The organism is Amycolatopsis thermophila (genome assembly GCF_030814215.1).
In the GTDB taxonomy this organism is placed as follows: Bacteria; Actinomycetota; Actinomycetes; order Mycobacteriales; family Pseudonocardiaceae; genus Amycolatopsis_E; species Amycolatopsis_E thermophila.
This window is the reverse complement of sequence record NZ_JAUSUT010000001.1, coordinates 312025-331399: the sequence shown is the minus strand read 5'-3', so window position 1 is coordinate 331399 and position 19375 is coordinate 312025. Positions and strand designations below refer to the sequence as shown.

The window sequence follows — 19375 nt, the reverse complement described above, 5'->3', positions numbered from 1 at the left end:
ACGGGCAAGGATCTCCGCATCTCGCGACCGCACGAGAGGGAACGTCGTGCGGTCCGGTTCTCCAGCCCCGAAATCGTCGGCCGGGGCCCGTAGAGTTGCGGCGTGTACAGCGAGCACGATCGACAGCGGCGGCTCGGCGAGGCGCCCAAGCGGGCGGCACTCACCGGGTCGCGCCCGGACGGGCGGAGTGCGTTCGCACGGGACCGGGCTCGCGTGCTGCACTCCGCGGCCTTGCGGCGCCTGGCGGGCAAGACCCAGGTCGTCGGCCCGGGGGAGGGCACCGAGGTCAGCGGTGTGCCCCGCACGCGGCTGACGCATTCGCTGGAGGTCGCGCAGATCGGGCGCGGCATCGCCGAGGAGCTGGGCGCCGACCCGGACCTGGCCGAGACCGCGGGGCTGGCGCACGACATCGGGCACCCGCCGTTCGGGCACAACGGCGAGCAGGCGCTCGACGAGGTGAGCCAGGCGTGCGGCGGGTTCGAGGCCAACGCCCAGACGCTGCGCATCCTCACCCGGCTCGAGCCGAAGGTCGAGGGCGCGGGGCTGAACCTGACCCGCGCGTGCCTGGACGCGGCCACGAAGTACCCGTGGCCGCGGCGGGCGGGCACCGCGAAGTTCGGCGTGTACGACGACGACCGCGAGGTGTTCGAGTGGATGCGGGCGGGGGCCCCGGACGGCCGCACCTGCCTGGAGGCCCAGATCATGGACTGGGCCGACGACGTGGCGTACTCGGTGCACGACGTCGAGGACGGCGTGCTCGCCGGGCGGCTGTCGCTGTCGGTGCTGGCCGATCCGGCCGAGCGGGCCGCGGTGGCCGAACTGGCGGCGAAGCACTTCTCGCGCCTGTCGGTGTCCGCGCTGGAGGGCGCGGCGCGGGACCTCCTCGACCTGCCCGTGGTCGCCGAGCTGGCGCGCCCCGGCTTCGATTCGACGCCGCAGGCGCAGATCGCGCTGAAACGGATGACGAGCGAACTCGTGGGCCGGTTCGCGTCGGCGGCGGTCACCGGCACCCGCGCCGAGTACGGTGACGGTCCGCTCACCCGCTACGGCGCGTCGCTGGTGATGCCGGACCGCGTGGCGGCCGAGGTCGCGCTGCTCAAGGCACTGGCCCTGCGTTACGTGATGAGCGACCCCCGGCGGCTGGCGATGCAGGAGGGACAGCGCCAGATGCTCGCCGAGCTGGTCACCACCCTCGCCGAGCGCGCCCCGGACCCGCTGGAGGCCGCCTTCCACCCCGCGTGGCAGGCCGCCTCCGACGACGCCGCGCGGCTGCGCGTGGTCATCGACCAGGTCGCCTCGCTCACCGACGCCCAGGCACGCTCCTGGCACCGCTGGCTCACCGGACGCCAGTGATGCCCACTCGCGAGGCGCGGCTGCTCGCCGTCACGCGCAAGACACTCCCGCCGGCCATCGCCGAACGCCGGCTCTCGTTGAATCGCCCCGGCGTGCGCCTCCGGAACGCCCGTCGAACCGCCAGCCGACATCGAGCCGTACGATCGGGTGCCGCTGGCTGCCTCGCCACGGTTGACCGGGCCGGACTGGTCGCACCCGAGGTTCCGGACGGAGCGGGAGTGGCGAGCGGTCCACGAGGAAGCGCGACGCCGGGTGATGCCCGCCCAGATCGGCTCCGGCGACGAGACCGGGATGACGTGGGGCGACGTGGGACGGCTGCACCGGCTCATCCGGCCCGAGGACCTTCGCCGCTGGACGGTTCGAGGCGTCGTCGTTCACGTGGCAGTGCACATGACACCCACCCCTCGTCCGGTAGCGTCGGGGAGGTGACCACGCCGGAACGTGAGCATCTGAACTTCAGCCTCGCGATACACCGGGTCGTCGCCGCTGCCGGGGGCGACTCGGTGGTGTCGCCGTACTCCATCGCGAGCGCGCTGGGCCTCGCCGCGCAGGCCGCCCGCGGCGCGGCCGCCGACGAGCTCCTCCAGCTGCTCACCGGCGGCGATCCGGACATCGCCAAGCAGGCCGACCTCCTCCGCGCCGCCGCCGTGCTGGACAACACCACCCGCCAGGAGGACCCGGTCCTGGCCGTGGCGAACAAGCTGTGGGCCTGGGACCAGCTGCCGATGCGCGAGGACTTCCTCGCCGACCTCGCGGGGTGGCCGGGCGCGAGCACCCGCACCGCGCCGTTCGTCACGGACCCCGACGGCGCCCGCCGCGCGATCAACGCCGACATCGCCGAGACCACCCGCGGCCTGATCACCGAACTCCTGCCGCCGGGCTCGGTGGACGCAAGCACCGTCGCGAGCCTGGTCAACGCCCTCTACCTCAAGGTCGCCTGGCAGCACCCGTTCCGCGACGCCAACACCCGCGACGAGCAGTTCCACAGCCCGGGCGGCCCGCGCCGCGTCGCGATGATGCGCCAGTCCGAGCGCCTCGGCCACGCCCACCGCGACGGCTGGCAGGTGGTCGAGCTGCCCGGCGCCGGTGGCGTCACCGCCACGGTTCTGCTGCCCGACGGCGACCTGCGCGACCAGGAACCGGACCTCGACGCCGCACGGCTGGACGCCCTGCTCGCCGCGCCCAAACGCGTCCAGGTCGACCTGCGCCTGCCCAAGGTCGACCTCGACATCCCCGCCGACCTCACCGGAGCCCTCCAGCGGCTCGGCGTGCGGACCCTCTTCCGCGCCGGCGAGGCCGACCTCGGCCGCCTCACCCCGGACCGGCGCGCCTACGTCTCGGCCGTCCAGCACCAGTCCGTGCTCAAACTCGACGAGCAGGGCCTCGAGGGAGCCGCCGCCACCGCGGTCATGATCCGCACCCTGTCCATGGTCAGCCCGGCCGATCCGGTCGAGGTGCGCGTCGACCGGCCGTTCCTCCTCCTCGTGCGGCACGCCCGAACGGGTGTGGTCTACTTTTTCGCCCGCGTTGTCGAGCCATGAGGGTGTAGAAGTGACCGCTTTGCTGGAGGCGCCCGAGACCGTGCCCGAGGTCGGAGAGAAACGGCGCCGCTTCGGCCGTGCCGACGCCCTGGTGATCGGTCTCTACGTCGTCGCGGCGTTCATCATCTACGCCGGCCTGTGGGTCAACCTGGGCCGCGGCGGCTACATGTACAACAGCGGCCAGGACCAGAACATGTGGGAGTGGTTCTTCGCCGTCACCGCCCACGCGGTGTTCCACTGGGAGAACCCGCTCGGCACCACGCTGCAGAACTACCCCGACGGTGTGAACCTCATGGCCAACACGGCCATGTTCGGTCTCGGCATCCCGCTCTCGCCGATCACCCAGCTGTTCGGCCCGACCGTGACGTGGGCGATCGCGCTCACCGGCGGCCTGTCCGGCACGGCGATCGCCTGGTACTGGGTGTTCTCGCGCCACCTGGTCACCTCGCGCACCGCGGCCGCGATCGGCGGCGCGTTCTGCGGTTTCGCGCCGGCGATGATCTCGCACGGCAACGCGCACCCCAACTTCGTGGTGCTGTTCCTCATCCCGTTCATCGTGCTGCGGCTGATCCGGCTCGCGCAGGGCCGGCGCCCGGTGCGCGACGGCATCGTCCTCGGGCTGATGCTCGCCTACCAGGTGTTCCTGGGCGAGGAACCCCTGCTGATCATGATGATGGCGTTCGTGCTGTTCGCCGCCGGCTACGCCGCGTCGCGCCCGCGCGAGGCGCTGCGCATGGTCAAGCCGATGGCCGGCGGCCTGGTGATCGCCGCCGTCGTGGCGGTCGCGATCGCGATCTACCCGCTGTGGTGGCAGTTCCTCGGCCCGCAGAGCTACCGCACCCTGGAGCACGGCCCGGTCGGCAACGACACCGCGGCGTTCACGCGGTTCGCGACCGAATCGATCGCCGGCGCCCCCGAGGCCGCCGCGGACGTGTCGATGAACCGCACCGAGGAGAACGCGTTCTTCGGCTGGCCGCTGATCGTGCTGATGGTCGTGCTGACGATCTGGTTGTGGCGCAACGCCGTCGCCCGCGCGATCGCGATCTCGATGTTCCTCATGGCGTGGCTGTCGCTGGGCGTGCAGCTGATCGTCAACCACCACGAGACCGGCATCCCCGGCCCGTGGAAGCTGCTGGCTGAGCTGCCGCTGTTCGACTCGCTGCTGGAGTCGCGGCTGGCGATCGGGTGCATCCCGGCCGTCGCGGCGCTGCTGGCGATCGCGACGGACCGCGTCTTCGCGGCGGCGCCGTCGTTCCGCGACCGGAACCTGCCGGTGCGCTTCCTCTGGCTGGGCGCGCTGGTCGCGGTGCTGCTCCCGGTCGCGCCCACGCCGTTGAAGACCTACATCCGTCCCGCGACGCCCGCGTTCTTCACCGACGGCGCGTGGCGGCAGTTCATCGGGTCCGGGTCGATGGTCGTCGTGCCGCTGCCCAACACCGGTGACGCGCGGGCGCTGAACTGGCAGGTCGAGGCGGATCTCGGATTCCCGCTGGCCGACGGCTACTTCGTCGGCCCCAGCGGGCCTGACGACAAGCGCGGCCGGTACGGGCCCGTGGAGCGTCCGACGGCGAACCTGCTGGCCGAGGTCCGCGAGAACGGCGAGGTCCCGCAGATCACGGCCGCGGAGCGCACCCAGGCGGTCGAGGATCTGAAGTTCTGGAAGGCCGACGCGGTGGTGCTCGCCCCGGTCACCAACGGCAACGCCCTGCACCAGACGGTGGACCAGCTGCTCGGCGGCTCGGCCCAGTACGTCGGCGGCGTCTGGGTGTGGGACGTCCGGGCGCTGGCCGGGTCACGGTAGCCGGGAGCCGGCCAGCCAGGCCAGCACGCGGCCCTGCGACCAGCATCGTCCGACGGCCTCGGCGCGCAGGGCCGGCCCGTCGAACACGGCCAGGCCGAGGATGCTGTGGCCGGAGGCGCGGCGATCGCCCAGCGTCGGGATCGCCGGGGCGACTCCGACGCCTTCCGCGGACACCCAGGCCACCGGCCTGCCCGCGGCCGCCTGGTCGAGGCGGTGCAGGAAGCGCAGGCGGTTCTCGAGCGACAACCGCGACAACGCCCAGGTCGTGGTGACGACCGGCAGGGCGTCCGCGGGCACCCGCGCGAACGCGTCGGGCAGCACTTCGACGGCCGCGCCGCGCAGCAATGCCGGAGGCGCCGACGACGCCAGCGCGATCTCCGCGTCGAGCGTCGCGATCCGCTCCGGCTGGTCCGGCGGCAGGCAGGCACGCAGCCACCGGGCCTCGTCCGGATCGGTCACGTCGGCCGGGTCGACGTCGACGCCGATCCGGGCGACGACCTCGGGCATCGCCCGCGCCGGAACGGCCCGGCCGCCCACGATCGACGCCGGGATCCGCACGGGCGAGGACGGGTCGCCCAGCGATGACCCGTCGCTGTAGGTGATGCCGACGCGGTCCACGCTGAGGTTGAATGCGGCCCCGCAGCCCACGTCGATCAGCCCGACCGCGTCCGCGCCCAGCCGGCGAGCCGCTTCGGCGATGACCGGGTACAGCACGGCGCAGCGCCCGGTCTCGCCGGCCCGCACCGGCCGGCGCACGGCGGTGGCCACGACCGCTTCGGTCATCCCCAGCAGGGTGGCGATCGCCGCGTCCGCGGCCGCTTCGCCATCCCCGGCGGCGTAGGCCGCGGCGAGCGCCGGGGCGCGTCCGGCGAGGGCGAGGTCGTGCAGCGCGGCGAGGATCAGCGAGGGGTGCCGCTTGCGCGCCGGGGCCGTCTCGATCGCCCGCAGCGCCTTGCCGGATTCACTCAGCGCGATGGCGACGCGCCCGTACAGCGGCGATGTCCCGGCCGCCTCGACCTCGGCGAAGCGCCGGTACACCTGGGCGAGCGTAGGTCGCCGGGCAACGCCCGCGGTCGGTTGTGGCATTCCGGCGATTCTAGGAATCCGGCACCTCACGCGCGAGCCGCTCGAGGCACCGGGGAAGTGGTGCCCGCCGGCCGGACCGGCCGTGCCGGCGACCTCGCGCCATGGCGTCGCTGTCACACTCCGGCACGCCGTCTCGTCCCCCTGGTAGAGCCACCACAACGAGGAGGGAATTCCGATGCCACGCATCCCCGCGGTCTCCCCGAAGGACGCCGGCCTGCTCACCAAGCTCGTCTTCCGCTACGCGGCCCGGCGGTTCGGCGCCGTGCCCGAGCCGTTCGCCGTCGCCGCGCACCAGCCGGCCCTGATGCGCGCCGGCGGGATCCACGAAATGCTCGTCGAGAAGGCGGTCAAGCACCTGCCGGTGAACGTGCGCGAGCTGGCCCAGTACCGGACGGCCGTGCGGCTGGGCTGCTCGTGGTGCATCGACTTCGGCACGATGCTGCAGAAGCACCACGGGCTGGACATCGACCGCCTGAAGAACATCGACGACTACGCCACCTCGCCCCTCTACACCCACCAGGAGCGGCTCGCCCTGGCCTACGCCGACGCCATGTCGGACACCCCGGTCTCCGTCACCGACGAGCAGGTCGCCGAGCTCGAGCGCGAGTTCGGCCGCGCGGGGCTGTGGGAGCTGACCTACCTGATCGGGCTGGAGAACCAGCGCGCCCGCAGCTACAGCGCGCTCGGCATCACCGACCAGGGCTTCACGTCCGGGGACGCGTGCCGGATTCCGCAAGCCGGGTGAGCTTGTCCGGGTTGGCCTGGTCGTAGACGGCCGTGACCAGCCCGTCCCGGATGGTGACGGTCTGCAGGTGGGCGTCCAGGTCCTTGTAGCCGTCACCACCCGGCGACGGCGGCAGGTAGACCCCGAGATCGCCGTTGACCAGCACCGGGCGGCCGGTCGCGAACGCACCCGGCCGGTACATCCGCAGCAGGCCCTGGAAGAACCGCAGGATCTTGTCGGCGCCGGCCATGACCCGCACGGTGGTCTTGGCCTTGCCATCGCTGTCGCCGATGAGCACGACGTCGGGGTGCAGCACCTCGGCCAGCGCCCGCACGTCGCCGGACACCAGTGCCGCGACGAACCGGTTGAGCACCTCCTGCTGCTCGGCCATGCTCGCGCGCGGTGGCGGCTGCGCGTCGTCGAGCGCGCGCCGCCCTCGCGACGCGTGCTGCCGCGCCGACGCCGGGCTGATGCCGAGGATGCCGGCGATCTCGTCGAACGGCACGCTGAACGCGTCGTGCAGCACGAACGCCACGCGCTGCTCGGGGGTCAGGCGGTCGAGCACGATCATCGCGGCCATGCGGACGCCCTCGTCGCGCACGGCGGCCTCGAGCGGATCGTCCGACGGGGGTGCGCCCAGTGGGGTGACGATCGGTTCCGGCAGCCACTCGCCGACGTACTTCTCGCGCCGCGCCGCCGCCGAGCGGAGCCGGTCCAGGCAGATCCGGCCGACCACCGTGGTCAGCCAGGCCCGCAGGTCCTTGATCTCCGCGCGGCCGGAGTCACCGAGCGCGGACAGCCGCAGCCACGACTCCTGCACCGCGTCCTCGGCGTCGCTCACCGAACCGGTCAGCCGGTAGGCCACGGCGGCCAGGTGCGGGCGCAGGCCGGCGAACTCCTCGGCCACCCCGTCGAGCGTGCTCACGGATCGAGTGTGCCGCACGGCACAAGACCTCCGGTCACTAGACTGGTCGCCGTGGCAGGCCGGATCCGGGAAAGTGACATCGCGGAGGTGCGGCAGCGCAACCGGATCGACGAGGTCGTGGGCGACTACGTGGCCCTGCGCAACGCCGGCGGGGGAGCGCTCAAGGGGCTGTGCCCGTTCCACGACGAGAAGACCCCGTCGTTCAACGTCCGCCCCACCCACGGCACCTTCCACTGCTTCGGCTGCGGCGAGGGTGGCGACGTCATCAAGTTCCTGATGAAGATCGACCACCTCGGCTTCGTCGAGTCGGTCGAGCGGCTGGCCGACCGCGTCGGGTTCCGGCTCACCTACGAGGGCGGCGGCGGCAGCGTCCAGCGCGACCGCGGCACGCGCACCCGGATGGTCGAGGCCCACAAGGTCGCCGCGGAGTTCTACGCCGAGCAGCTGCGCACGCCCGAGGCGCAGAAGGCCCGCGAGTTCCTCGCCGAGCGCGGGTTCGACGAGGTCGCGGCCCGCACGTTCAGCTGCGGCTACGCGCCCGCGGGCTGGGACAAGCTGACCAAGCACCTGCTCAACCGCGGGTTCGAGCTGACCGAGCTGCTCAAGGCCCAGCTGGTCAAGGAGGGCCGCCAGGGCCCCATCGACCGCTTCCACCGGCGCCTGGTGTGGCCGATCCGAGACCTCGGCGGCGACGTCGTCGGGTTCGGTGCGCGGCGGCTGTTCGACGACGACCCGATCCAGGCGAAGTACCTCAACACCAGCGAGAGTCCGATCTACAAGAAGTCGCAGGTGCTGTTCGGGCTCGACCTGGCCAAGCGCGAGATCGCCAAGCGCCACCAGGTGGTCGTGGTCGAGGGCTACACCGACGTGATGGCGATGCACGCGTCCGGCGTGCCGACGGCGGTGGCGTCGTGCGGCACCGCGTTCGGCGAGGACCACATGAAGGTGCTGCGCCGGCTGCTGATGGACGACGACGCCTTCCGCGGCGAGATCATCTTCACCTTCGACGGTGACGAGGCGGGCCAGAAGGCGGCGCTGAAGGCGTTCGAGGGCGAACAGACCTTCGCCGGGCAGACCTACATCGCGGTCGCGCCCGACGGGATGGACCCGTGCGACCTGCGGCTGGCCAAGGGTGAGGCGTCGGTGCGCGACCTGGTCGCCCGCCGCACCCCGCTGTTCGAGTTCGCGATCCGCAGCATCCTCAAGGAGTACGACCTGGATTCGGTCGACGGCCAGGTCGCCGCACTGCAGCGCACGGTGCCGCTGGTGGCGCAGATCAAGGACCGCGCGAAGCGGGACGGCTACGCGACCAAGCTGTCGTGGTGGGTCGGCTGGCAGGACGAGGCGATGGTCGTGCGGCGGGTGCGGGAGAGCACCGGCGGCGCGGTGCGGGCCGGCAACGGCCGCCGCGTGCCCCGGGCGAACGGCACGGCGGTGGCGGACGTGCCGCGGCCCGACCCGAAGGACCCGCGGCTGATGGCGCAGCGCGAGGTGCTCAAGGCGGCGCTGCAGGAGCCGGCCTACGCGGGCCCGGAGTACGACGCGCTGCCGGAGGAGGCCTTCACCCACCCCGCGTACGTGGCGGTGCACCGCGCGGTGCTCAAGGCCGGCGGGACCGGCAGCGGGCTGGCCGGGCCCGCGCTGATCGACGCGGCGAGCCCGCACACCCCGGAGGGGCCGGTGCGGTCGCTGCTGTCGGAACTGGCCGTGGAACCGTTGCGCGCCAAGGGCGAGGCCGACGGGCACTACATCGGCAGCATGATCGCCGCCGTGCAGGAGAACCTGGTCGGGCGCCAGATCGCCGAGATCAAGTCGCGGCTGCAGCGGCTGTCGCCGATCGAGGCGGCCGACGACTACCGCGCGCTGTTCGGCGACCTGGTGGCGCTGGAGGAGTACCGCAAGGCGCTCAAGGCCCAGGCCATCGGTGGACTGGGGTAGCGCTGTGCGGTGGCTGCGTCGGCTGCTCGGGGACCCCCTGCCGGAGGGTTTCCCCGGCCGGTTCGAGGCGCCGGAGAACGCCCTTGCCGCCGCACCCGTCGCGGGTGGCGGGCACGTGGTGGTCACCGAGCTGGGGTTGTGGGTGCCGGCCGGCGGCGCGGCGCGGCGGATCGGCTGGCACCTGGTCAGCAAGGCGGCGTGGGGCGACGGCGTCCTGACCGTGACCGAGGCGGAGGAAACCGGCACGGCGGGGGCAGCCGTGCTGCTGCGGGAGCGGGAGCCGGTGCGGTTCGAGCTGACCGAGCCCGGGAAGGTGCCGTGGCTGGTCCGCCGGCACGTGGACGGCTCCATCCGCGGGCGGCACCGGACCGAACTGACCGGCGGCGGTGTGTGGTTCGTGCAGCGGAAGCTGCCGGGGCAGGACGGCGTGGTGCTGCAGGCGCGGCCGGATCCGGGCGTGGACGCCGAGGTCGTGGCGGCCATCGCGCGCGAGGCCGCGGAACGGCTGGCGCGACCCGACTGATAACAGTACGCTCGTACTGTGTGGGACCCGGCGAAGTACCTCGACTACGCGGACCTGCGGGGACGCCCGTTCTACGACCTCATCGGGCGGATCGACGCCACTGAACCCCGGCGCGTGGTGGACCTGGGCTGCGGCCCGGGGAACCTGACCGCGTCGCTGGCCAAGCGGTGGCCGGACGCCGTCCTGGAGGCGATCGACAGCTCACCGGAGATGGTCGATGCGGCGCGCGCGGCGGGGATCGACGCGCGGCTCGGCGACGTGAACGAGTGGAGCCCCCAGCCGGACACCGATGTCGTGGTGACCAACGCGGTGCTGCAGTGGGTGCCCGAGCACCGGTCGCTGCTGCGCCGGTGGGTGCGAGCGCTGCCACCGGGCGCCTGGTTCGCGATGCAGGTGCCGGGCAACATGGATTCGCCCTCGCACACGCTGGTTCGTGCCCTGGCGTCCCGGCCGGAGTGGTCGTCGCGGCTGGGCGGGTTGCGCGGTGTCGACGCGGTCGATTCACCCTTGGCGTACGCGGATCTCTTCGCCGACGCGGGATGTGCCGTGGACGCCTGGGAAACCACGTACATCCAGCGGTTGAGCGGGAAGGACGCGGTGCTGGAGTGGATCACCGGCACGGCGTTGCGGCCGGTGCGGTCGGCTTTGGACGATGACGAGTGGCAGCGGTTCCGGGCCCAGCTCGCGCCGATGCTGGACGAGGCCTACCCGCCGCGACCCGACGGCACGACGTGGTTCCCGTTCCGGCGGGTGTTCGCGGTGGCGCGGGTGTGACCATCTAACATCCGCGGGTGGCCTCCTACGACGATCTTGACCTGTTCGAGCACCTGGACGCGGCGTCGCTGCCCGAGCGGCAGCAGCGGATCCTCGTCGCGATCCGCGACTGGGTGAACCGCTACGGGTACGCGCCGAACACGCGGGAGATCGGCGAAGTGGTCGGCCTGCGCTCGTCGTCGTCGGTGTCGAAGCACCTGGCGGCGTTGGAGGAGAAGGGTTTCCTGCGCCGCAGCGCGACGGTGTCCCGGCCGATCGACGTGCGGGCGTTCCTGCAACCGGTGTCCGGCCGGGCGTCCGACGACTCGGTGCCGGTTCCCGTGGTCGGCGACATCGCCGCCGGCACACCGATTTCGGCGATCGAGCAGCTGGACGACACGCTCACGTTGCCGCGCGAACTGACCGGCCGCGGCACGGTGTTCGGGCTCCGGGTCCGCGGCGACTCGATGATCGACGCGGCCATCTGCGACGGCGACATCGTGGTGGTGCGCCAGCAGTCGGAGGCCCACTCCGGCCAGATCGTGGCCGCGATGATCGACGAGGAGGCGACGGTGAAGGTCTACCGGCGCCGCAACGGGCACGTGTACCTGGAGCCGCGCAACCCGGCCTACGACGTGATCGACGGCGACCGCGCCGTCATCCTGGGCGCCGTCGTGTCGGTGCTACGCAGCGTCTGACCGCGTCCCGGCAGGTTTCCGGGCGCGCACGATCGCGGAGTGCATGCCCTCGGCCACCTGGTGGGTCGTGGTGATCTCCACGTCCGCGATGCACCCGACGAACTCGCCCGCTTGATCATGCAGTGGGAGATGATCAAGTCGACGCGGTCGGCGGGCAGCGGGATCGATTCGATGTGGCCCTTGACGTTGCGCGCACCGGCTCGGGTGGCATTGGGCAGTGCCAGCGCGAGCATCTCCTCGGTCATGAGGAGCCCCGTAGACCTTGCTGGTCGGCCCGAGGCGCCGGGCCGACAGCAGCACGTCGATGCCACCGCCCGAGCCCAGGTCCAGCACCGTCTCACCCTCGCGCAGCTCGGCGAGCGCCAGCGGGTTGCCGCAGCCCAGGCTCGCCTGGACGGCCTCGGCGGGCAGCGTCGACCGCTCCGCCTCGCCGTACAGCCCGCCGGTCAGTCCGTCCCGCAGCAACCCGTGGCGGCGAGTGCGTACCGCTCGCGTACCCGTTCCCGGAGCTCCTGGTCCGTCATGGAGCTGGCCTGCGCGCTTGAGTTGATATCTGTCGTGTCGAAACAGCTGGACGAGTGCTGCTCGCCCCTGGTGCGCGAACCCTTGCCCGAGCCGCAGGCCGCGGAACTGGCGAAGGGGTCCAAAGCGGCGGGCGACCCGGTGCGGCTGCGGCTGTTGTCGCTGATCGCCTCACATGTGGGCGGGGAGATCTGCGTGTGCGACCTGACACGCGCGTTCACCCTGACCGGCCCGACGATCTCCCACCACGCGAAGGTGCTGCGCGAGGCCGGCCTGATCACCGGGGAGCGCCGCGGAACGTGGATCTACTACCGCGTCCAGCCCGGGCCGCTCAGCCGACTGTCGGCGATGCTCACGCCCTGACCACTTCTGAGGTGGTCGCGCCGCCTCGACCGGTCGACGAGGCTGCTGGCTGGACTGAACTCGTTCGACGCGCAGGCCAGTGAGAGGCCCGGAACTCGGGGTCTTACGTGCTTGCGCCCGCCCTCGAGAGTTGGATTGCCGGAGGTTTCCGGCGGACCGAGCCATCGTGGTCGGCGAATGACCAAACCCCAGGTCGCTGCGCTGGGGTGGAAGCTTCCCCGCTTGGACTCGAACCAACAACCCTTCGGTTAACAGCTACATGGTGGCTGCTGGCGACCTGGGCTTTCGCTGCTTCGGCTCGTCCTCGTCCTTCGGATTTCCCCACGTCTGTTCACGCTGATCCGCCCCTGTTGATGTCACAATTGGATGTCAGCCACGGCGGGCCGCGCGGGCGCAACAACGCTGTTCAACGGGCTGCTGACTGACCGCTCGTCACCTTTCCGCGATCCAAAGCCGCCTACAGCCGGGCCGGGTGCCGTCAACCCTTGTAACCGATCACGCCGCACAGCCGAACTACGAGACGTGACTGTGCGTGCACGAGCCGACCACCGGAGGCGTGATCGGCGCGAAGCGGGGTTGACGGCACCCGGCCCGGCTTTGACCATCCGGCGATCGCGGAAAGGTGGCGTCCACCGGCAGCCGCGTGCCTCGGGTGCTCCGTGTCGTACTTGTGCGCCTTCCCCCGCCCTGCGCGCGCCGGCCGACGGCCTTGAGCGCGGCCGTGCAAAGCGGAGCGGCCCAGCTCGGCCGCGCGCCGGTTCGGCCCGCGCGCCCGCCCGCCAGGGCGGCTTGAAGCCGTACAGAAACTTCTCACCCTGCGACCGGCGACGTCGTGGTACTCAAGATGCCATGATGCACAATGATGCTCTTGTGACGCACCGGCTGTTGCAGACCGTGCGCTGTCTGTTCGGACGGCTTGCACGGGGCTCGCGCTGAGCGTCACCAACATTCATCGTCCAGTGAACGGTTAAGGAGCCTTGTGAGCACGCTGGGTAGTTTCATCTGGTCGATCGCCGACCAGCTTCGGGGTCCCTACCGCCCCAACCAGTACGGCAACGTGATCCTGCCGCTCACGATCCTGCGCCGCCTCGACTGCATCCTCGAGCCCGACCGGGAGACGGTGCGCGAGCTGGCGGCGAAGTACGACAACCCAAACCGGCTCAAGATCGAGGTCAAGAAGGCGACCGGGCGGCCGTTCTACAACACGTCGAATTACTCCTTCGCCAACCTGCTGGCCGACGCCGACGGGCTGGCGGACAACCTGGCCGACTACATCGACCGGTTCTCGCCGGACGTCGACGTGTTTGAATACTTCGACTTCAAGAAGGAGATCCTTGCCCTGGAGAAGGCGGGGCTGCTTCGCGAGGTCATCACGTCTTTCAAGGCGATCGATCTGCATCCGGACGTCGTGTCCAACGCCGACATGGGCGATGCGTTCGAATACATCATCCGCAAGTTCAACGAGGCCGCGAACGAGACCTCCGGCGACCACTACACCCCGCGGGACGCGATCCGGCTGTTGGTCGACCTGCTCTTCGCCGAGCGGGACGCCGACCTGACTGAGGCCGGCATCGTCCGCACACTGTACGACCCCACTGCGGGCACTGGCGGCATGCTTGCCCTGGCCGAGGAGCACTTGCTCGCACAGAACCCTGACGCGAAGCTGAGCCTGTACGGCCAGGAGTACAACCCGCAGTCGTACGCGATCTGCAAGTCCGATCTGCTGGCCAAGGGGCACCACGCGACCAACATCGCCTTCGGCAACACGCTGACCGATGACGCGTTCAAGGGCCGCCAATTCGACTTCTGCATGTCCAATCCACCGTACGGTGTCGACTGGAAGCAATATGCCAAAGCGGTCGCGAAAGAGCGCGACGAAGCGGGACCCTACGGCCGGTTCGCCCCGGGACTCCCGTCCACCTCGGACGGGCAGATGCTCTTCCTGCTACACCTGGTTCACAAGATGCGGGCGCCGGAGGACGGCGGCGGCCGCGCCGGGATTGTGATGAACGGATCGCCGCTCTTCAACGGCGCCGCCGAGTCCGGACCCTCCAACATTCGCAAGTGGCTGCTCGAGAACGACCTGGTCGATGCCATCGTCGCGCTGCCGACGAACATGTTTTTCAACACCGGTATCGCTACCTACATCTGGATCCTCGACAACACCAAGCATCCGGACCGCAAGGGCAAGGTGCAGCTCATCGACGGTTCGTCGTTCTGGACCAAGATGCGCAAGAATCTCGGCGCCAAGAACCGTGAGCTCAGCGACGCCGACCGCGCCAAGATCGTCCGGCTGTACGCCGACTTCGAAGATGCAGACCCGGACTTCTCCAAAGTGCTGCGCAACGACGAGTTTGGCTACTGGACCGTAACCGTGGAGCGCCCCCTCGTCGACGAGGACGGAAAGCCGGTCGTGGACCGTAAGGGCAAGCCCAAGCCGGACACGAAGAAGCGCGATACCGAGAACGTCTCGTTCACCTACGGCGGCTCGACCGTCGGCGCGGCCGACAAGACCGAGGTCATCCAAGCGTACTTCGACGCCGAGGTGAAGCCACACGTGCCCGACGCGTGGATCGATTGGGCCAAGGTCAAGACGGGCTACGAAATCCCCTTCACCCGCCACTTCTACAAGTACGTCCCACCCCGCCCCCTTGCCGAGATCGACGCCGACCTAGAGAAGCAGGTCGCCAAGATCCTCGACCTGCTGCGAGAGGTAGAGCAGTGAGCGGCGTATCCGAGAATGCCGTTGACCCGTGGTTGGGGCGACTTCCGGCCGGCTGGTCCATCAAGCGACTCGGCGCTCTGGGGGCGTTGGTCAAGGGACGCGGGGGGTCGAAGGAAGACAACCGTGATGCTGGCGTTCCGGTCGTTCGCTACGGCGACTTGTACACGAAGTTCGACACAACCATCGCTGCGCCCGTGGCGTTTGTCAGCGAGGAGGACGCAGCGAGGTATACGCCGCTGCCGATGCACAGCATTGTCTTTGCAGCATCCGGCGAATCGGCTGAGGACATCGGGAAGTCCGCGATGTCGCTCCTTGCTGAACCAGCGGTCGTCGGCGGCGACGCGGTGGTTTTCCACCCCAGCCACGAGATTGACCCACTTTACCTGGCCTACGCGCTCGAATCATCCCCGCTACGGGCATACAAAGCGATCAGGTCGACTGGGTTCACCGTGGTCCACATTAGCGCCGGGAAGTTGAAGACGCTTCCGATCCCGATCCCGCCCCTTGCGAAGCAGCGCGCGATCGCCCACTATCTCGACCGCGAGACCGTCCGCATCGACACGCTCATCGAGGAGCAGCAGCGCCTGATCGAGATGCTCCGCGAGCGGCGCCAGGCCGTGGCTATGCATGCCATTCTCCAGTCGACCGGTTCAGCGACAGACAAGCTTGGACGTACGGCTCGTATCGGCAATGGGTCGACACCACGGCGGGATAGCGCTATCTATTGGCGCGGCGGGCACATCCCTTGGCTGAACAGCTCCGTCGTCAATAAGGCTCGGGTCAGCGGAGCCGAGCAGTTTGTGACTGCCGTGGCGCTCCGCGAATGCCACTTGCCGGTTGTTGCTCCTGGCTCTGTCTTGGTTGGCTTGACCGGCCAGGGGAAGACGCGCGGAATGGCAACGATTCTCGACATCGAGGCCACGGTGAACCAGCACGTTGCGTACGTGACTCCTGATCGGAGCCGGTGGTTGCCGGAGTACCTTTTGTGGTCGCTCAGAGCGTCTTATGACGAGCTTCGACGACTTAGTGAGGAAAATGGAAGCACGAAGGGCGGTCTCACGTGCGAGGCGCTAAAGCAGTTTCGGCTGGCCGTACCTCCACTCGACGAGCAGCGCCGCATTGCGGCGTATCTCGACGGGCAAACCGCCAAGATCGACACCCTCATCGTCGAGACCGAGGGGTTCATCGAGCTCGCCCGCGAACGCCGTGCGGCGTTGATCACGGCGGCCGTGACGGGGCAGATCGACGTACGGGAGGCGGCTTAATGGCCGACCATAACGAGGTCGTCTTCGAGTCCGAGATCTGCGAGTACCTGGCCGACCACGGGTGGCTTTACTCAGCCGATGACACCGGGTACGACCGGGAGCGGGCGCTCTTCCCCGAGGACCTGGTGGCCTGGCTGAAGGCGACTCAGCCGACGCCGTACAAGAAAGCTTTGAAAGCCGCGGGGTCGGAGGCGAAGTTCCTCGACGTGCTGACCACGGCGCTCGACAAGCCTCTCGAACACGGCGGCGGGATGCTGAACATCCTGCGCAACGGGGTGCAGTACATCGGCGGTGGCCGGTTGAAGATGGCGCAGTTCCGCCCTGAGACCAGCCTGAACGGGACGACTAACGAGCAGTACGCGGCGATGCGGGTTCGGGTGATGCGGCAGGTGCACTTCTCGACCGCCGACCAGCGCAGTATCGACCTAGTGTTCTTCATCAACGGGCTTCCGGTCGCCACCGTCGAGTTGAAGACCGACTTCACTCAGTCGCTGGATGAGGCGATCAACCAGTATCGCAAGAACCGGCACCCGATGACGAACGGGCGACCGGAGCCGCTGTTGTCGTTCGGGCACCGGGCGCTGGTGCACTTCGCGGTCTCCAACGACCTGGCCGCGATGACGACCAGGCTCGAGGGCGAGAAGACCTTTTTCCTGCCGTTCAATATTGGCCACGACGGTGGCGCGGGGAACCCACCGGGTGAGGGTGGACGGTCTGCGACGGCGTACTTGTGGGAGCGGGTCTGGGAGAAGCACGCCTGGCTCAACATCATCGGCCGGCTGATGATCGTGGAGACCAAGGAGGAGTGGGATGTCACCACCGGGACGTCAGTGCGGCGTACGAGCATGCTCTTCCCGCGGTTCCACCAGTGGGAGGCCGTGACGAACATCGTGGCGGCGGTGCGCGAGGAGGGGGTGGGGCAGCGCTACTTGATCGAGCACTCCGCAGGGTCAGGGAAGACGAACACCATTGCCTGGACCGCGCACCGGCTGGCGCGGCTGCACGTGAACGACAAGAAGGTATTCGACTCGGTGATCGTGGTCGTGGACCGCACCGTGCTCGACGGGCAGCTCCAGGAAGCGATCCGACAGATCGACGGGTCGGGGAAGATCGTGGCTACGATTAGCCCGGAGGACGTCCGCAAGGCAGGGGCGAAGTCGAAGTCCGGGCTGCTCGCGACCGCGTTGAAAAACGGTGAACTGATCATCGCGGTGACGATGCAGACCTTTCCGTTCGCGCTAGATGAGATCCGGGCCGACAAGGGGCTGAAGGGGAAGCGGTTCGCGGTGATCGCGGACGAGGCGCACTCCTCACAGTCCGGGCAGATCTCCTCCAAACTCAAGGCGGTGCTGACCGCGGAGGAGGTCAACGAGATCGAGGAGGGCGGCTCCGTCGACGTCGAGTCGATCCTGGCCGCGGAGATGACCGAGCGGGCCGAGTCGGAGAACATCGCCTACTTCGCGTTCACCGCGACACCGAAGAACAAGACACTGGAACTCTTCGGCCGCAAGGGTCCTGACGGCAAGCCGGTCGAGTTCCACCTCTACTCGATGCGGCAGGCGATCGAGGAGGGCTACATCCTCGACGTGCTCAAGGGCTACCAGTCCTATGACACCGCGCTGAAGATCGCCGGTCAGGTGGAGAGCGGCGACGGCGAGGTGGTAGTGGAGGAGGCCGCGGCGCGGAAAGGGCTGATGCGGTGGGTGAAGCTGCACCCGACCAACATCAGTCAGAAGGTGCAGATCATCGTCGAGCATTTCCACGTGAACGTCGCCCACCTGCTGGAGGGCAAGGCGAAGGCGATGGTCGTGACGGACTCGCGCAAGGCCGCGGTGAAGTACAAGAAGGCGATCGACGCCTACATCGCCAAGCGGGCCGCGAAGGACGACTCGTACAACTACCGCACCCTGGTCGCCTTCTCCGGTTCGGTGGCCATGGCTGAGGACGAGGAATGGGCCGCGGACTGGGGACCGCAGCCGAGCAAGGACGACGAGTTTACCGAGGCCAACCTGAACCCCGGTGCCGGCTCTGACCTGGCCGCCGCCTTCAAGGGCACGACATACAAGATCATGCTGGTCGCCAACAAATACCAGACAGGGTTCGACCAGCCGCTCCTCTCGGCAATGTACGTGGACAAGAAGCTCTCCGGGGTCACGGCCGTGCAGACCCTCTCCCGGCTCAACCGCACCCATCGCACCGCGGGCGGGGAGCAGAAGCGCAAGACGTTCGTCATCGACTTCGTGAACAAGCCCGAGGACATCCGGGCCGCGTTCGAGCCCTACTTCACCAATGCGACACTGGAGACCGAAACCGACCCGTACGTAGTTGTCCACCTCGCGATGAAGCTCGCTCAGGCCGGGATTTACACCCCGGAGCAAGTACGCGAGGTCGCCGAGCTGTGGGTCACCCGGAAAGGCAACAACGCGCTCTCGGCTGCGATCAGCCCGGCCAAGAACGAGTTTGCCCGCCGCTATGCGAAAGCGATTGAGGCCGACGACAAGGTCACCCTCAACACCCTTGACCTGTTCCGCAAGGACGTGTCTACCTTCGTCCGGCTATACGACTTCATGAGCCAAATCGTCGACTACGGCGACGCGTACATGGAGATGCTGTCGATCTTCCTGCGGCTTTTGGAGAAGGTCATCGCAGATTCATCGTGGTCCGCGGACGTCGACCTCTCCGACGTGGTCCTGGTCGGCGTCAAGCACAGCAAGGGAACCGCGGTCGACATCTCGCTGACCGGTGACGGCGAGCTGAAAGGGATCAGCGCGGCGGGTACCGGGGCGCGGAAGGAGCCGAAGTACGTCGCTCTCCAGGTGGTTATCGACAAGATGAACGACCTCTTCGGCGCCGAGTCGTTCACCCAGTCGCAGATCCGGGAGTTCGTGCAGGGGTTGGTGCAGCGACTGCTCGCCTATCCGGAGCTGGTCAACCAGACCAAGGTGAACTCGAAAAAGCAGTTCATGGAGTCGCAGGACTTTCAAGTCGCGGTCACCGAGGCAGTCGTCGAGAACCAGGAAGCCCACAACACCATGGCCGACTACTTCTTCAGCGACGGTCCCGGTATCAGCGCGGTCATCATGGCGCTCGCCGACGCCTTCTACGAGGCCGCGATCGATCGGGGGACGGACGTGTGAGCCGGCCGGCGCGCAAAAGAC

Annotated in this window: 16 protein-coding genes; 13 read left to right on the top strand and 3 right to left on the bottom strand. The window is 69.2% G+C overall.

All coding sequences use genetic code 11. The features are described 5' to 3' along the window. Nucleotides 1-102 precede the first annotated feature (102 nt). From FB470_RS01430 to FB470_RS01420, 4 genes are all read left to right on the top strand, one after another. A complete protein-coding gene (locus FB470_RS01430) occupies nt 103-1353 on the top strand; it encodes a deoxyguanosinetriphosphate triphosphohydrolase (RefSeq protein WP_306988089.1) in 1251 nt (416 codons plus the stop codon). Nucleotides 1354-1500: 147 nt separating this feature from the next. Further along, nucleotides 1501-1782 (top strand): DUF1963 domain-containing protein, encoded by a 282-nt coding sequence (locus FB470_RS35710; RefSeq protein WP_370876432.1) that lies wholly within the window; start codon nt 1501-1503, stop codon nt 1780-1782. After that, nucleotides 1779-2894 (top strand): serpin family protein, encoded by a 1116-nt coding sequence (locus FB470_RS01425; RefSeq protein WP_306988088.1) that lies wholly within the window; start codon nt 1779-1781, stop codon nt 2892-2894. Before FB470_RS35710 ends, FB470_RS01425 begins: the two co-directional genes overlap by 4 nt. A gap of 10 nt (nt 2895-2904) precedes the next feature. Then, nucleotides 2905-4695, top strand: coding sequence for a glycosyl transferase (locus tag FB470_RS01420; protein ID WP_306988086.1), 1791 nt, complete (start codon nt 2905-2907; stop codon nt 4693-4695). Here the strand turns inward: FB470_RS01420 and FB470_RS01415 are convergent. Then, nucleotides 4687-5781: a DUF2332 domain-containing protein gene (locus FB470_RS01415; RefSeq protein WP_306988084.1), complete on the bottom strand. Its 1095-nt coding sequence runs from the start codon at nt 5779-5781 to the stop codon at nt 4687-4689. The genes FB470_RS01420 and FB470_RS01415 overlap by 9 nt on opposite strands. 175 nt (nt 5782-5956) lie before the next feature. Here FB470_RS01415 and FB470_RS01410 point away from each other — a divergent pair, with 175 nt between their 5' ends. Continuing rightward, nucleotides 5957-6526: a carboxymuconolactone decarboxylase family protein gene (locus tag FB470_RS01410; RefSeq protein ID WP_306988082.1), complete on the top strand. Its 570-nt coding sequence runs from the start codon at nt 5957-5959 to the stop codon at nt 6524-6526. Here the strand turns inward: FB470_RS01410 and FB470_RS01405 are convergent. Continuing rightward, entirely contained in the window at nt 6486-7430 is a 945-nt protein-coding gene (locus FB470_RS01405) for a sigma-70 family RNA polymerase sigma factor (protein ID WP_306988080.1), read from the bottom strand. The genes FB470_RS01410 and FB470_RS01405 overlap by 41 nt on opposite strands. Before the next feature lie 51 nt (nt 7431-7481). Between FB470_RS01405 and dnaG the strand changes: the two genes are divergently transcribed. Genes dnaG through lexA form a run of 4 tightly spaced genes read left to right on the top strand, consistent with a single transcriptional unit; the run spans nt 7482 to nt 11342 of the window. Next, nucleotides 7482-9368, top strand: coding sequence for a DNA primase (dnaG, locus tag FB470_RS01400; protein ID WP_306988078.1), 1887 nt, complete (start codon nt 7482-7484; stop codon nt 9366-9368). 4 nt (nt 9369-9372) lie between these two features. Then, on the top strand, nt 9373-9891 hold the full coding sequence (locus FB470_RS01395) for a hypothetical protein (protein ID WP_306988076.1): 519 nt from the start codon (nt 9373-9375) through the stop codon (nt 9889-9891). 18 nt (nt 9892-9909) lie between these two features. Continuing rightward, nucleotides 9910-10665, top strand: a complete 756-nt coding sequence (locus FB470_RS01390) for a trans-aconitate 2-methyltransferase (RefSeq protein ID WP_306988074.1) — start codon at nt 9910-9912, stop codon at nt 10663-10665. A 17-nt stretch (nt 10666-10682) separates the two neighbouring features. Next, the gene (gene lexA / locus FB470_RS01385; protein ID WP_306988073.1) at nt 10683-11342 is read left to right on the top strand and encodes a transcriptional repressor LexA; all 660 of its coding nucleotides are present in this window, start codon (nt 10683-10685) and stop codon (nt 11340-11342) included. On the opposite strand, the gene FB470_RS01380 is transcribed toward lexA, so the two are convergent. Then, entirely contained in the window at nt 11328-11807 is a 480-nt protein-coding gene (locus tag FB470_RS01380; RefSeq protein ID WP_306988071.1) for a class I SAM-dependent methyltransferase, read from the bottom strand. The genes lexA and FB470_RS01380 overlap by 15 nt on opposite strands. Nucleotides 11808-11900: 93 nt before the next feature. On the opposite strand from FB470_RS01380, the gene FB470_RS01375 reads away from it, so the two are divergent. The 4 genes from FB470_RS01375 to FB470_RS01360 all read left to right on the top strand — a co-directional run bounded on the left by FB470_RS01375 (nt 11901) and on the right by FB470_RS01360 (nt 19354). Continuing rightward, nucleotides 11901-12227, top strand: a complete 327-nt coding sequence (locus FB470_RS01375) for an ArsR/SmtB family transcription factor (protein ID WP_306988069.1) — start codon at nt 11901-11903, stop codon at nt 12225-12227. Between the two features lie 979 nt (nt 12228-13206). Further along, complete coding sequence (locus tag FB470_RS01370) at nt 13207-14952, top strand: HsdM family class I SAM-dependent methyltransferase (protein WP_306988068.1); 1746 nt, start codon at nt 13207-13209, stop codon at nt 14950-14952. Then, nucleotides 14949-16217, top strand: a complete 1269-nt coding sequence (locus tag FB470_RS01365; RefSeq protein WP_306988066.1) for a restriction endonuclease subunit S — start codon at nt 14949-14951, stop codon at nt 16215-16217. Before FB470_RS01370 ends, FB470_RS01365 begins: the two co-directional genes overlap by 4 nt. Next, nucleotides 16217-19354 carry a type I restriction endonuclease subunit R gene (locus tag FB470_RS01360; RefSeq protein WP_306988064.1) on the top strand — a complete coding sequence of 1046 codons (3138 nt, stop codon included), beginning with the start codon at nt 16217-16219 and terminating at the stop codon, nt 19352-19354. Before FB470_RS01365 ends, FB470_RS01360 begins: the two co-directional genes overlap by 1 nt. Nucleotides 19355-19375: the final 21 nt, after the last annotated feature.